Source organism: Paralcaligenes sp. KSB-10, assembly GCF_021266465.1.
GTDB lineage: Bacteria > Pseudomonadota > Gammaproteobacteria > Burkholderiales > Burkholderiaceae_B.
In genome coordinates this window covers 1,153,340-1,167,955 of record NZ_CP089848.1, presented here as the reverse complement: position 1 = coordinate 1,167,955, position 14,616 = coordinate 1,153,340, and the positions used below count along the sequence as shown (strand labels likewise).

Sequence of the window (14,616 nt, the reverse complement as noted above, 5' to 3'; positions counted from 1 at the left end):
TGTCTAACTGCACGCCTGTCGTACCGCGTGTTCCCAGCCGTCCATCAGCGCCTTTGCATGTGCGGCGTCGTGTTGCGGGGTAAATGTGCGCTCGACCTGCCATAGCTCCGAAAGCTCTTGCTTGCTGCGATATACGCCGCTGGTCAGCCCCGCCAGGTAGGCGGCCCCCAGCGCGGTGGTTTCGATGACGGTGGGGCGCACTACCGGAATGCCCAGCAGATCGGCCTGGAACTGCATCAGCAAATCGTTCACGCAAGCGCCGCCATCGACACGGACTTCGGCCAGCGGCGCCGCACCCGCCGCCACGGCATCGCGGCTCATGGCCTGCAGCAAGGCCGTGCTTTGATAGGCTATGCTTTCGAGTGCGGCGCGTGCGATATGCGCCATGGTCGAGCCCCGGGTCAGTCCGGTAATGGTGCCGCGTGCATTGGGTTGCCAGTAGGGGGCGCCCAGCCCGGTAAAGGCCGGCACCAGCACTACTCCTCCCGAATCGGGAACGCTGTGTGCCAGCGCTTCGATTTCGCTGCTGCGGGTGAATGCATGCAGGCCATCGCGCAGCCATTGGACGACCGCCCCGCCTATGAATACGCTGCCCTCTATGGCAAATTCAGGCTGCGGTGCCGTTTGCGCGGCGCTGGTGGTAATCAAGCCGTTCTCGGACGTCTGAAATTTTTCCCCGGTATGCATCAGCGCGAAGCAACCTGTGCCGTAAGTATTCTTGGCCATGCCTTCGCGAAAGCACGCCTGGCCAAATAATGCACTTTGCTGGTCGCCCGCGACGCCGCAGATGGGGATGGCGTGGCCAAGGAGATCGGCATGCGCTACGCCATATTCGGCGCTTGACGGCAGGACCTTGGGCATCAACTCCGGTTCGATAGTCAGCGCGCGCAGCAGTTCGTCATCCCACTCGTTGCGATGCACATTGAATAACATGGTGCGAGAGGCATTGCTGACGTCGCTGGCGTGCACGGCGCCGCGGGTCAGTTGCCAGATAAGCCAGCTGTCGATAGTGCCGAAAGCCAGCTCGCCCTTGCGTGCCAAGGCGCGCGCTGAAGGGACGTGATCGAGGATCCACTTGAGCTTGGTCCCCGAGAAATACGCGTCGATGCGCAAGCCGGTTTTCTCGAGTATGACCGGCTCCAGGCCTTTTTCGCGCAGTTCGGCGCAGGCTGGCTCGGCGCGGCGGTCCTGCCAGACGATGGCATTGTAGAGGGGTTGCCCAGTCTTGCGGTTCCACACCACGGTGGTTTCCCGCTGATTCGTAATTCCGATCGCCCGGATATCGTTGCCCTTAAGCCCGGCCTTGGTCAAGGCTTCCTGGGCAGTGCTTAATTGGGTTTGCCAGATTTCCAGGGGGTTGTGTTCGACCCAGCCGGGTTCAGGGTAAATTTGTGTGATTTCCTTTTGTGCCAGCGCGACGATTTTTCCGTTTGCATCGAAAACGATGCTGCGCGAACTGGAGGTTCCCTGATCGAAAGCAAGTAGATAGGTCATGGCATTTTCTGTGGGAAAGAGGACTCAAAGCGTTTTTAGCATACTCGCTCGCCGTCTCATCCCATTTTCCGGCCAATTGCGGCCTTGAAATCGAAAGAACGACACCAAGCGGCCAAACAGACAAAGCACGCAGCCTGTGCGGAAATGGAATTACACTAAAACCTGTCTGGTTTAATGGCGACTTGCATATGTCGATTCCTCCTACTCCTTTATCTACCGATCGGCCTCGATTGCTGGCCGCGCTGGCACAGCCCAGGATCTACGACATGGCGATTATCGGTGGCGGAGCGACCGGCTTGGGCGTGGCGCTTGACGCGGTTTTGCGTGGCCTGTCGGTAGTGTTGCTGGAGTCGCACGATTTTGCCAAGGGGACATCGTCCAGGGCCACCAAACTGGTGCATGGCGGGGTGCGATACCTGGCGCAAGGCAATGTTGCCCTGGTGCGCGAGGCCTTGCACGAGCGTTTCACTCTTCTGCACAACGCGCCGCATCTGGCGCGGCCGCTGCCCTTTGTGATGCCCAGTTACCGTTGCTGGGAAATCCCGTTTTACGGCATCGGACTAAAGATATACGACGCGCTGGCCGGCAAGGCCGGCCTGGGCTCCACCGAGTTCCTGAATGCCAGGAAAACCGAACAGTGCCTGCCCGGAGTCAGGACGCAAGGGCTGTGCGGCGGAGTCAAGTACTGGGATGGACAGTTCGACGATGCGCGCCTGGCCTTGGCCCTGGCCCGAACCGCTGCGTCGCAAGGAGCCTTGGTGCTCAATTATTGTGCGGTGACGGATCTGATCCACGAGCAGGGCCGCGTAGCGGGCCTGCGTTGCCAGGATTCGGAATTCGGTACCGAATATACGGTTCGCGCCAAATGCGTCATCAATGCGGCCGGTGTATGGGTCGATGAATTTCGCCAAAAAGACGGCGCTGCCCTGCATCGACCCACCAAACCCATGGTGGCGCCTAGCCAGGGAGTGCATCTGGTGGTGGATCGCGATTTCCTGCCTGGCGACCATGCGTTGCTGGTGCCCAAGACCCGTGACGGCCGCGTGCTGTTTGCGGTGCCTTGGCTGGGCAAGCTCATTTTGGGCACGACCGATACGCCGCGCCACGACCTGGCGCGCGAGCCTGATGCCTATGCCGGAGAAGTCGAATTTATTTTGAGGGAGTCGGCCCATTACTTGCAGCGGGCTCCTACGCGCGCCGATGTTAAAAGTATCTGGGTGGGTTTGCGCCCCTTGGTCCGTCCGCCCGACGACGAAGGGGACAACACCAAGAAAATCAGCCGCGAGCATACGGTGCTGGCCAGCCCCAGCGGCCTGATCACCGTTACCGGGGGGAAATGGACGACCTACAGGGCCATGGCCGAAGACGTGCTCGCCAAATGTGTCGATGCCTCTGTGTTCAATAGCTTGCCGCCGAGCCGAACGGCCGATTTCAGGCTGGTGGGGGCGGACACGGATGCGCCTCGTGCAACGCTTACCCAGGCACCGGGTCTCGACGCCTACGGTTCGGAGAGCGGCTATGTACAAAGTCTCGAGGGCCACGATATGGAAGTTGTCCCGGGCCTGACCGAAGCCATGGTGCGTTTTGCGGTGCGCTACGAGTACGCGCGCAGCGTCGAGGACGTGCTTGCCCGTCGTTTCCGCTTGCTGTTCCTGGATGCCCGGCTGGCGGCCAAGGTCGCTCCGCAGGTGGCCGAGATCGTACAACAAGAGACGGGCCTCGATCCCCACTTGAGTATGTTTTTGCAGCTGACCGAGCATTACCTGAGCCTGCCATCCTGAGCGCTTTGGGGAAGGCTTGCTGCGTTGCCATGCCCTTGAACAGGGCTGAAAAACATCGGCCGGGAGTCGCGCTGGCCAGGCCGGGAAGGAATCGATGACATTGTCAGGCGTGGCCTTGCCTCGATTGTTCGCGCTTAAACCCCTCTGTCTTGCCGGCCCTGTGCCGGTATATTTCGTCCATACAAAATAGCACGCAATGTCGCCGGCTTACGCCTGTGGTAGCTGGCAATTGTCGATCATCCCTTCTTTGGAATGCTGTTTTCCACACTGAAAACAGGGTGAAATCGCGGCTGGAAATTTGACGTTATATGCAGATGCATGTTTGTGGTTTTTTTGTTACGTATGTTGCACTGTTTCAACATACGTTGGGTATTAAATGTAAAAAGCCACCAAACTTTTCACTTATATAGTATCTTTCGTCAATAAATGGTATGAAATGCTGGTTTAAAATTCCATATTTTTCATTAAATTGAAACTTGAAATACCGATAATTAAAATTATTGGCAATATTAAGATAAATAGATACAAATCTAAGATTTTGTTATACTTCCGCCTAGGAACACAGGCTTTATTGGCTTGATTTGGTAACTTTTTGTTTGAAATTTCGTGCCTTACCCTACAGAATGGAGGACGCTTGTGTCTGGAACTGATAATTCATCGTTAAGCGATATTCGGGAAGTCAATTTGTCATACCTGATGCTGGCTCAGCGTTTGTTGCGTGACAATTATGCGGCTGGCATGTTTCGTCTCGGCTTTAACGAAGACGTTGCCGAAACCCTGATGCGCCTGTCTCCGTCCCAATTGGTAAAGCTGGCGGGCTCCAGTTCCCTGATTTGCCGTTTCCGCCTGGACGACCATGGTTTGTTGTCCGCCTTGACCCAGGATGTACTGGGCGGGGTATTGCAGCAGGCGCATTCAACCATCCTGCTTTCGCAGCGTCCCGTAGAACAAGCCATTTAGCATTCACCTTGTTGTAGGACATCCATAATGTCAACAAAAAGCGTCGCCAAAGAGGCCGAAGAAATACTTTTGGCGACCGATATGATTCGGCTGGGCGCAAGGTTGCAGGTGCTGCAATCGGAAACGTCTTTAAGCTATGACCGTCTGGCCAGGCTGTATCGTGAAATAAAGGGCTGTTCCCCACCCAAGGGAATGCTGCCGTTTTCCGTCGACTGGTTCATGACATGGCTGCCCAATATCCACTCCAGCACGTTCTATGGGGCATACAAGTTCCTGGATACGTTCACCCCTGCCAAAAAGGCGCGTGCTCTCATCGAAGCCTATCGTCTTTATCTTGAACAGGCTTTCACAAGCCGTGGCTCGGTCGAAGAGCCCGTGCTCAGCTTTACCCGGGCGTGGATGCTGGTCAGGTTTTTCGAAAGCGGCATGTTGCAGCAGTCCCGCTGCGTGCGCTGTACAGGCGAATTTGTGGCGCACGCGCACGACCCTCAAAACGATTTTGTCTGCGCCATTTGCCGTCCGCCGCCGCGGGCCGGGAAAACCCGCCCAAGGCAATCCACTGCCTGCGATTCCTGAGCGCCAGGGGCAGGGGGATTTTCAGAGTCCTGATTTAGGATGAAAAAACCCCTCTGACAGCCGCTTTTGGACTACTCAAAAAGAGTGATCATAGCCACACTGTTTTAGCAAGGGTGTTCTTGTGTTCATTATTTTCGGGTTTCTTCTCGTCCTGGTGTCGGTGTTTGGCAGCTATACGGCGCTGGGCGGGCATTTAGGCGCTTTGTATCAGCCCTTCGAGTTCATCCTGATCGCCGGTGCGGCGCTGGGCGCGTACATTTCGTCGAACAGCGGCAAATCCGTCGCTCTGCTGTTGCAGGCCATTCCGGGGGTACTCAGGGCAACGCCCTACAGCAAATCGGTGTACATGGAGTTGATGGCCTTGCTGTACGTGATTCTGAACAAGGCCCGGCGCGATGGCCTGATGTCGATCGAAGGCGACATCGAAGATCCGAAAAGCAGCGCTATTTTTGCCGAATACCCGAGCATTCTGCGCGACGCCAAGCTGATTGAGTTCATTACCGATTATTTACGGCTCATGATCAGCGGCAATATGAGCGCGTTCGAAATCGAAACGCTCATGGACCAGGAAATCGAAGCCTACCACCATGAGCGCGATATTCCCGCCCACGCCTTGCGTGCCGTTGCTGATGCTTTGCCGGCATTTGGAATTGTGGCGGCCGTGCTGGGGGTCATCAAGGCGCTGGCCTCGGTCGACCAGCCGCCCGCGATACTGGCGGATCTGATCTCCAAGGCCATGGTCGGCACGTTCCTGGGGGTTTTGCTGGCTTATGGCTTTGTCGCTCCGCTGGCGTCGACGATCGAGAGGCGCACGGTCGGCTCGGTCAAGATCCTGGAGTGCATCAAGGTCACTTTGCTGGCGAGCATGAATGGCTACCCGCCGCAACTGGCGGTCGAATTTGGGCGCAAGGTTTTATATTCGGGCGTTCGCCCGTCGTTCATAGAGCTTGAAAACCACGTGCGGCAGACCCGATCGCAGTCCAATAAGAATGCCTGACGGGTTCGGGTCATGAAACAGTCGAACTCCGATCGCGTGGTTATTCGGCGCAAGCGTGCCGTGGTTGCGGCCAACCACGGCGGCAGCTGGAAAATTGCCTATGCCGATTTTGTCACGGCAATGATGTCGTTTTTTCTGGTCATGTGGCTGATTTCGCTCGTGCCTTCCAAGGATCTCAAAACCATCGCCGAATATTTCCGCATGCCGCTCATGACAGCCGTGACGGGCGGGCCCAAGGTGGATAGGGGTTCGAACGTGATTCCAGGCGGCTCGCCCAGTGTCATACCCAACAAGAACCCCTTGCCCCCAAGGGATATTCGCGATGAATCATTGCCGCCCGGTCTGGGCGGCGGCGACGATGCGGAAGGAGACCGCCGGGACACGCGTCGTCTGGAGGATCTGAAAGGCAAGCTCGACGCTCTGATCAGATCGGATCCTGTGCTGAAGGAATTTCAGCCGCAGTTATTGCTGGACATGACACCGGATGGGTTGCGCATTCAGATCATCGACAAGCAGAATCGGCCGATGTTTACGACAGGGAGCGCTCAGGTCCAATCATATATGAGTGCGATCCTGCGCGAACTGGGGCCTGTCTTCAATGAACTGCCCAATTCCATCAGTATTGCCGGCCATACCGATGCTCAACAGTACGCGGCCGGCGATCGCGAATACAGCAACTGGGAGCTTTCGGCCGACCGGGCCAACGCGGCGCGCCAGGAACTGGTTGCCGGCGGCATGGAAGCGCTGAAAATCAAGCGCATCCTGGGCCTGGCTTCGTCGGTCAGCTTGATTAAAGATAATCCCAATGCTGCCGTTAACCGCCGTATCAGTATTGTTGTATTGAATCGCCGCGCCGAGCGCCGCATCGATGAACAGAATGCAGCGGGTGCCTCCGCGGCGAAGTTGCGGGAGGCGCTGGAGTCCACTTTGCTGCCCGACCCGCCATTGCCCGCAAGCGCCGCAGGCGCAGCCTCCTCGGATGGCAAGGCGGCGCCCGTTCGGGCTGCGCGCGAATCGGAACGTAAAGCCGGGACATCGATGTCCGGAGGCCGGCAGGCAACACACTGACGAGTGCGGCGGCGCTGGGGCAGTGCAGTACGTGGGGCGGCCGTTGCTTGACGGCACGCTGTTAAAGGGAGCGATCATGAGTGGTGCCGGTGTTGATCTGAGTCAGTTTTTCGAAACATTTTTCGATGAGGCTGACGAGCTGCTGAGCGAAATGGAGCAATTGCTGCTGGGATTGGACGTGGCCAATCCGGATATGGATCAGCTCAATGGAATTTTTCGGGCAGCGCATTCCATAAAAGGCGGAGCAGGCACTTTTGGCTGTTTTGGCTATCTGGCCGAGACCACGCATTTACTTGAGAACTTGCTGGATTTTTTGCGCCGGGATGAGCTTTCCCTGCGCAAAGACATGATAGACCTCTTTCTGGATACCAAAGACGTGCTGACCGATCAGATCGCCGCATATCGCAATGAGCAAGACCCCGATATCCAGGCTTATGAACGCATATGTGCGCAATTGCGGGAATTGGCTCTGGAGCAATCTTCCGCGGTTGCCGAGCCTGTCGCCCGGGTTTCGGCGCCGGTCGCGGCGGCCGCGCCCGCGCAGGCTGCGCCGACCGATATTCTGCATGTCCGTGTCGATTTGCGGGAGCTCAGTGCCAAGGACGCCGATGCGCTGGTCGCCGAAATGGCCATCCTGGGCGAGGTGCTGCGGCAGGACCGAGGCGATGGCGTCTTGTCTTTGACGCTGCAGACCAGCTGTTCGGCCAGCGATATCGAAGCGGTGTGCTGTTTTATTGTGAATGCCGATCAGGTGCGGGTGTCCGGCGCCAGCGCCCCGGACGCGGCCGGTATTGCCGCCCAGGGGGCCTCCACGGACTCAGGGCCAGGCGCTGGACTCGGGCTTGCGGCCGTTTCGGCACCGGCTGCCCAGGCTACACTCGAAGCGGCGGCGGAGCCGGCTCATGCGGCATCCGGGTCGGAGGCGCTGCAGAATAAAGGCGGCAAAGAGAAAAGCGGCAAAGAGTCAGGCACGATTCGAGTCGGAGTCGAAAAGGTGGATCAGATCATCAATCTGGTGGGCGAACTGGTCATCACCCAGGCCATGCTGGTGCAAACAGCATCCACGCTTGATCCGGTCGTGCACGATCGCTTGCTGAACGGCATTGAACAGCTGGAACGCAATGCCCGTGATCTCCAGGAGGCGGTCATGTCCATACGCATGATGCCTATGGACTATGTATTCAGCCGCTTTCCCAGGTTGGTGCGCGAGAGCGCGTCGAAGCTGGGCAAGCAGATCAACCTGCAAACTTACGGCCAGGCTACCGAGTTGGACAAAAGCCTGATCGAACGCATTATCGATCCGCTCACTCATCTGGTGCGCAATAGCCTGGATCACGGCATCGAGTCGCCCGAGAAGCGCATCGCAAACGGCAAGAGCCCGGAAGGCCGGCTTCGCTTGTCCGCGCAACACAATGGCGGGCAAATCGTGATCGAGGTTTCCGACGACGGTGGTGGTCTGGATCGGGGGCGGATACTCAGGAAAGCCGCGCAGCAAGGCATATCCATCAACGAGAACGCGCCCGATGACGAAGTCTGGCAGCTTATTTTCGCGCCTGGATTTTCCACCGCCGAGCAGGTGACCGATATTTCGGGACGTGGCGTAGGCATGGATGTGGTGCGGCGCAATATCCAGGGGATGGGCGGGCATATACAGTTGTCGTCGCGTGCCAATCAGGGTACGACGACCCGCATTGTGTTGCCGCTGACCCTGGCCATTCTCGATGGCATGTCGGTGCGGGTGGGTGACGAAACCTTTATCTTGCCGCTCAGCCATGTGACCGAATCCATGCAGCCCACGATGGATCAAATACATAATATTTCGGAAGACGAGCATGTGCTGCACGTGCGCGGCGAATATTTGCCTTTGGTGGCCTTGCACAATGTGTTTTCTGTAAAGAATGCCCAAACCGAAATTGCGCGCTCGATCGCCGTTATCTTGCAGGCCGAGGAAGTGCGCTTTGCGCTTTTGGTGGATCACCTGATTGGCCAGCACCAGGTTGTGGTCAAAAATCTTGAATCCAATTATCGGAAAATACCGGGCGTATCGGCGGCTACCATTTTGGGCGATGGCAGTGTCGCCCTCATTGTCGATGTGTTTGCGCTAATGCGCATGACACGTGAGCGGGCAGTGTAAGGGATCGAGGAATTATCGGAGAACATGATGATTAATAAATTTGAGTTCAATTCGGGCCAGCTCGACAATACCGGCAAGGAGTTTTTGGTCTTCACGCTCGCGGCGCAGGAGTATGGCATCGACATCCTGAAGGTTCAGGAAATTCGCGGCTACGACAGCCAAAGCGTGACTCGTATTGCCAATGTCCCCGCATTCGTCAAAGGGGTAACCAATTTGCGCGGGATTATCGTGCCCATTGTCGATATGCGCATCAAGTTCAATCTTGAAAACGTCGAGTACAACCATCAAACGGTGGTAGTCATACTGAATCTGGGTTCGCGGGTGGTGGGCGTGGTGGTCGACGGGGTTTCCGACGTGCTTATGCTGCAGCAGTCGCAAATCAGCGCGGCTCCGCAATTCGGTACGGCATTCTCGACCGAGTACCTGACCGGCATTGGCACCTTGGGCGAGCGCATGCTGATACTGGTCGACATTGAAAGGCTGATGACGAGCGAGGAAATGGCCCTGGTAGAGCGTGCTGCGGCCTGAGGCCCGATCGCGGCTTCACGGAAATCGCGGAATCCATCTTATAAGACTGCAAAACGTATGCGCGCACTATCCTTGCTTTCCAATCTGAAAATCCGCACGAGTCTGATACTGGTGCTGGCTTTCTTTTTGTTTATGGTGTTTACAGGTGCGGTATTGGGCGTGTTCTCGATGCATGGCAATAACCGTGCCTTGACGCAGGTGGCCCAGAATCAGCGCGCGGGGGCCTTGATCGGCGAGGCGGGGTCGGTGCTCAAGTTCAGTGGAGGGGAGGTGATCGAGGCGGGGTCCTCAGGGGCCTTGTCGCACGAGGGCCGGTCGCCAGCTCTCGTGCATTCCTTTCCCTCCCTCGCTGGCCAGGCTTGATTCGTGACATCGACCGCCCGCCAACCTCTTTTCCTGATGGAGTCTCTGGCTCAGGCGAGCCAGCATGACTTCGACCGGGCAGTACGCCTGTTGCGCGACCGTGCCGGTATAGTCCTGGGCGGCCACAAGCGCGAAATGGCTGCGCGCACGCTGGGGCTGCGGGCCAAGCGCCTGGGCAAGAAAACGATTGAGGGGTACTTGAACTATCTTGAACAGGACACTGGCTTGCCGGAATGGGAGCATTTTGTGAACGCGTTCACGATCAATCACACCGCGTTTTTCCGGGAAGCCCATCATTTCGAAACCTTGAATAAATGGGTTCGCGACCGCAAGCGTCCCGTGTCCGTCTGGTGCTGTGCGGCATCTACGGGCGAGGAGCCTTATTCGATAGCAATGACCTTGCGCGAAGCTCTGCCCGGGGCCGATTCGCAGATATCGGTATGGGCAACCGACATCGATACGCATGCCATCGAACGCGCCAGATTCGGAGTCTACTCTCTCGATCGTGTTCAGCCTGTGCCGGATGGCATGCTGAAAAAATACTTTTATCGCGGCAAAGGTACGCAAGACGGCATGGTTCGCGTCAAGCCGGTAATACATAATCTGGTGCAGTTCGAGCCGTTCAATCTGGTCTCGCCCATTTGGCCATCGGACAAGAAGTTCGATGCCATTTTCTGTCGCAATGTGATGATTTATTTCGATAAGGAAACCCAGACCCAGGTCCTTGGGCAATTCTCGAAAATGCTCAAGCCCGAGGGTCTGCTGTTTGTTGGGCATTCGGAAAACTTTACCTATTTGAGCAAGGCATTTCGCTTGCAGGGGCAAACGGTGTATGTCGAGGCCCAGGGCGGCAGGCGTCCGTGAGGCATTTTTATATATATGAATGAAGGGCCATAAGGCGATGAAAAAAATCCGTGTTTTATGTGTGGATGATTCGGCGTTGGTGCGTGGCCTGATGACGGAAATCATTAATGGCCACCCCGACATGGAAGTCGTGGCGGTTGCTCCCGACCCGCTGATCGCGCGTGAGTTGATCAAGCAGCATAATCCCGACGTACTTACCCTGGATGTGGAAATGCCGCGCATGGACGGCCTGGATTTCCTGGAGCGCCTGATGCGGCTGCGGCCCATGCCGGTGGTCATGCTGTCGTCCCTGACCGAGCGCAACTCGGAGGTGACCCTGCGCGCCCTGGAGCTCGGTGCCGTTGATTTCGTAACCAAGCCCAAGCTGGGTTTGCGCGATGGCCTGGTCGAATACACCGATATCATCGCGGAGAAAATTCGCGCCGCGGCGCTTTCCCGCCCGCGCCAGCGATCGCAATCCGCGGCAGCGCCAAGGCGCCTGTCACAACTGTTCTCAACGACTGAAAAGCTGGTCCTGGTCGGCGCCTCGACTGGAGGCACCGAGGCGATACGCCAGGTTCTGGAGCCTCTGCCCGCCAATAGCCCGGCCATACTGATCACGCAGCATATGCCGGCCGGTTTTACCCGCTCGTTCGTGCAGCGCCTGGACAGCCTTTGCGCAGTAACCGTGCACGAGGCGGAACAGGGCCAGCGTGTCCTGCCGGGGCATGTCTATTTGGCTCCCGGCGGTGTGGCGCATATGAAGCTTGCCCGTTCCGGGGCCAATTACACGATCGACCTCGATCATGGCGAGCCGGTCAATCGGCACAGACCGTCGGTCGATGTGCTGTTCAATTCGGCGGCGGCGGTGGCGGGCAAGAACGCGGTGGGAGTTCTTTTGACGGGCATGGGCAAAGACGGCGCGCAAGGCTTGCTGGCTATGCGGCAGGCGGGAGCGCTGACCTTTGCGCAGGATGAAGCGAGTTGTGTGGTATTTGGCATGCCGCGGGAAGCCCTGCATATTGGCGCTGCGATCGAAGCTGTCCCTTTGCAGGACATGAGCGAACGTATTCTAACTAGTTGTGGTGCATATGGCCATCGAGTCTGAGCGTGTTTGACGGCTCGCGGCTATTTATTATTTTTGGAGAGTAACAAGTGGTACAGAAAACCATGAAAATATTAGTGGTTGACGACTTCCCGACCATGCGTCGCATTATCAAGAACCTGCTCAAGGATTTGGGGTTTGAAAATGTCGATGAGGCGGAAGATGGGGCGATGGGCCTCGAGAAGCTGCGCAACGGCACGTTCGACTTTGTGGTTTCCGACTGGAATATGCCCAATATGGATGGATTGACCATGCTCAAGCATATCCGTGCCGATGCGGTCCTGTCCAAAATGCCGGTACTCATGGTAACGGCGGAAGCCAAAAAGGAAAACATTATCGCGGCAGCGCAGGCGGGAGCGAACGGCTACGTGGTGAAACCCTTCACGGCGGCAACCCTGGAAGAGAAGCTGAACAAGATATTCGAAAAAATCGGAGCCTGAAAAAGGGAGCATGAATATGTCTGAAAATCCCGTGAACGGCGCGGCCGAACCTATCGACCTGATTCATCGTATCGCGCAGCTCACACGCATGCTGCGTGAAAGCATGCGCGAACTGGGCCTGGATCAGGCCATCAAGGATGCCGCGCAGGCCATACCCGATGCCCGCGATCGCCTGCATTATGTCGCTCATATGACCGAACAGGCCGCCAACCGGGTGTTGAACGCCGCCGAGAAGATGCAGCCTTTGCAAGAACAGATGCAGCGCGAGGCACAGGCGCTCGATGTGCGCTGGCAATCATGGTTCGATCATCCGGTCGAGCTCGACCAGGCGCGCGAACTGGTCGACGACACGCGCTCATTGCTGCGCGGCATTCCCGACAAAACGCAGGCTTCGCAGAATAGCCTGATGGAAATCATCATGGCCCAGGACTTCCAGGACCTGACGGGCCAGGTCATCATGCGCATGCTTGGGGTGGTGGGCGCTATCGAAACCGAACTGGTGCAAGTGCTTATCGACAATGTTCCCCAGGAACGCCGCGACGAAGCTGTAACCCTGTTGAATGGGCCGCAGATCAGCCCGCAGGGCAAGGCTGATGTGGTAACCAGCCAGGATCAGGTGGACGATTTGCTGGCGAGCCTGGGCTTCTGACGGCGGTTTGGGCCCTGTTGGCTTCGGGATATCCGTGAAACAACAGGTTTGGGCCTATGCGCCGAGGTAGAACGCTTTTTTTGTGAGAGACCGTGCACAGGGACAAGGAGACAAAACATGAAGAAAAAATCCAATCGCATGTTGGGTGTGGGCCGATTGTTGCGGCGCCTGAGCAATGGCCAGGCAACCCTGGCCGACCGGGCCTGGACACTTAATCCTGTTGCGTGGCCGTTGTCGCGATTCTTGAGCTCCTTGCGCGATCGGGTGATCACCATGCGCCAGGCCAGCATCGATATTGCGCTCAATGCGGCGCGCCTGCAGTCGCAGGCCCAGGCATGCCGCGACATGGTGCGCGAGCAGGCTTCCGAAGCAGATGCCCTGGCTATCAGCGGTGGGCAGATTGAATCCTTGTCCGAGCAGACTTCAGTGCGCGTCAACGAGATTGCCAGCACCTTCAATTCGCAATTGCAGGTGGCGCATCAGACCCTTTCCCAACTGAATGACCTGCATCAGCGTATCTCGCGAGTGTCGGCGCAAATGGAAGTGTTTTCGGGTGTGGTGGCGCAACTGAGCCAGCGTGCCCAGTCGGTCGAAAGTACCAGTCGCCTGATCAAGGATATTGCCTTGCAGACCCATTTGCTGGCGCTGAATGCCGGCGTCGAGGCGGCACGGGCCGGAGAAGCCGGAAAGGGGTTTGCGGTGGTGGCCAGCGAGGTGGGCAAGCTGGCCGAACGCGTCAACGCGGCCACGGGCGAAATTGTTACACATACCGGGGAAATCCTGGATCTGGTATCGGATACGCGTGAAAAAACCACGCAGATCCATCTCGATATGACCAGCTCCGATCACGTGGTGTCGCAGTTCACCGCCAACTTCGATCAGTTCGTCAAGGATTTCGACCGTATGGAAGGCGAGATGGGCGAAGTGGTGCAGGCGGTATCGCAAGTGAACGGCACGAATCACGATATGGGCAGAAAAATCGCCCGTATCGCCACCCTGAGCTCGCATGTGCAAAATCGCATGGTGACCATGAATGATCAGGTCACCGGGGTGCGCAATGAAACCGAGAGCATGCAGGAAATGCTGGCGTCCCTGCGCACCGGAAATACCGCTTTCGACTGGGTGGCCAATATGCTGGAATCGTTTCGCGAAGCCTGCGGCCAGCTGCTGCAGCAAACCAGGCAGCAAGGCGTGGATGTGTTCGACCGGCAGTACCGGCGTATCCTCAACAGCAATCCGCCGAGGTTTCAGACTCTGTACGATACGGCGATAGACCAGCCCCTGACTCAGATACTCGACTATGTGCTGAACCAGGTGCCTGCCTGTTCGTATGCCCTGCTGATCGACCAGAACGGCTATTGTCCCGCCCACAATACGCGTTATTCCCAAGCGCCCACCGGCGATGTGGGGCACGACACCGCGCATGTGCGGCACAAACGTATTTTCGACGACTCGGTAAGTTTGGCGGCAGTGGCGAATTCGCTGGGAGTGCTGTGTCAAACCTATATGCGCGACACCGGCGAAATCATCACCGACTTGTCCCTGCCCCTCGATCTTGACCACGGACGCTGGGGCGCAGTGCGCATCGGTCTCGACTATAGCCAGTTCGAGACCGCCTTTCGCGGCACTGCAGTGTAGTTGCCCTCTGCAAGTTCCTGGCCTGCGCTCCTGGGGGTAG

14 protein-coding genes are annotated in these 14,616 nt (G+C 57.4%); 13 read left to right on the top strand and 1 reads right to left on the bottom strand.

What is annotated here, in order from left to right; genetic code table 11:
* Positions 1 to 3: 3 nt before the first annotated feature.
* On the bottom strand, positions 4 to 1,494 hold the full coding sequence (gene glpK, locus LSG25_RS05400) for a glycerol kinase GlpK (RefSeq protein ID WP_232743681.1): 1,491 nt from the start codon (positions 1,492 to 1,494) through the stop codon (positions 4 to 6).
* A gap of 188 nt (positions 1,495 to 1,682) precedes the next feature.
* Between glpK and LSG25_RS05395 the strand changes: the two genes are divergently transcribed.
* From LSG25_RS05395 to LSG25_RS05335, 13 genes are all read left to right on the top strand, one after another.
* Positions 1,683 to 3,275 (top strand): glycerol-3-phosphate dehydrogenase/oxidase, encoded by a 1,593-nt coding sequence (locus tag LSG25_RS05395; protein ID WP_232743680.1) that lies wholly within the window; start codon positions 1,683 to 1,685, stop codon positions 3,273 to 3,275.
* 636 nt (positions 3,276 to 3,911) lie between these two features.
* Positions 3,912 to 4,235 (top strand): flagellar transcriptional regulator FlhD, encoded by a 324-nt coding sequence (gene flhD / locus LSG25_RS05390; protein ID WP_232743679.1) that lies wholly within the window; start codon positions 3,912 to 3,914, stop codon positions 4,233 to 4,235.
* Between the two features lie 27 nt (positions 4,236 to 4,262).
* Positions 4,263 to 4,811: a flagellar transcriptional regulator FlhC gene (gene flhC, locus LSG25_RS05385; RefSeq protein ID WP_232743678.1), complete on the top strand. Its 549-nt coding sequence runs from the start codon at positions 4,263 to 4,265 to the stop codon at positions 4,809 to 4,811.
* Between the two features lie 121 nt (positions 4,812 to 4,932).
* The gene (gene motA, locus LSG25_RS05380) at positions 4,933 to 5,808 is read left to right on the top strand and encodes a flagellar motor stator protein MotA (protein WP_232743677.1); all 876 of its coding nucleotides are present in this window, start codon (positions 4,933 to 4,935) and stop codon (positions 5,806 to 5,808) included.
* A 12-nt stretch (positions 5,809 to 5,820) separates the two neighbouring features.
* Positions 5,821 to 6,876, top strand: coding sequence for a flagellar motor protein MotB (gene motB / locus LSG25_RS05375; RefSeq protein WP_232743676.1), 1,056 nt, complete (start codon positions 5,821 to 5,823; stop codon positions 6,874 to 6,876).
* A 76-nt stretch (positions 6,877 to 6,952) separates the two neighbouring features.
* Positions 6,953 to 9,010 (top strand): chemotaxis protein CheA, encoded by a 2,058-nt coding sequence (gene cheA, locus LSG25_RS05370; RefSeq protein WP_232743675.1) that lies wholly within the window; start codon positions 6,953 to 6,955, stop codon positions 9,008 to 9,010.
* A gap of 27 nt (positions 9,011 to 9,037) precedes the next feature.
* Positions 9,038 to 9,538: a chemotaxis protein CheW gene (locus LSG25_RS05365; protein WP_232744572.1), complete on the top strand. Its 501-nt coding sequence runs from the start codon at positions 9,038 to 9,040 to the stop codon at positions 9,536 to 9,538.
* A gap of 57 nt (positions 9,539 to 9,595) precedes the next feature.
* The gene (locus LSG25_RS05360; protein ID WP_232743674.1) at positions 9,596 to 9,901 is read left to right on the top strand and encodes a Tar ligand binding domain-containing protein; all 306 of its coding nucleotides are present in this window, start codon (positions 9,596 to 9,598) and stop codon (positions 9,899 to 9,901) included.
* Positions 9,902 to 9,904: 3 nt separating this feature from the next.
* Positions 9,905 to 10,765 carry a CheR family methyltransferase gene (locus LSG25_RS05355; protein WP_370635955.1) on the top strand — a complete coding sequence of 287 codons (861 nt, stop codon included), beginning with the start codon at positions 9,905 to 9,907 and terminating at the stop codon, positions 10,763 to 10,765.
* 37 nt (positions 10,766 to 10,802) lie between these two features.
* Positions 10,803 to 11,852, top strand: coding sequence for a chemotaxis response regulator protein-glutamate methylesterase (locus LSG25_RS05350; RefSeq protein ID WP_232743673.1), 1,050 nt, complete (start codon positions 10,803 to 10,805; stop codon positions 11,850 to 11,852).
* Positions 11,853 to 11,899: 47 nt separating this feature from the next.
* Positions 11,900 to 12,289, top strand: a complete 390-nt coding sequence (gene cheY, locus LSG25_RS05345) for a chemotaxis response regulator CheY (protein WP_232743672.1) — start codon at positions 11,900 to 11,902, stop codon at positions 12,287 to 12,289.
* A 16-nt stretch (positions 12,290 to 12,305) separates the two neighbouring features.
* Complete coding sequence (gene cheZ, locus LSG25_RS05340) at positions 12,306 to 12,938, top strand: protein phosphatase CheZ (protein WP_370635954.1); 633 nt, start codon at positions 12,306 to 12,308, stop codon at positions 12,936 to 12,938.
* 117 nt (positions 12,939 to 13,055) lie between these two features.
* Positions 13,056 to 14,576 carry a methyl-accepting chemotaxis protein gene (locus LSG25_RS05335; RefSeq protein WP_232743670.1) on the top strand — a complete coding sequence of 507 codons (1,521 nt, stop codon included), beginning with the start codon at positions 13,056 to 13,058 and terminating at the stop codon, positions 14,574 to 14,576.
* Positions 14,577 to 14,616 lie beyond the last annotated feature (40 nt).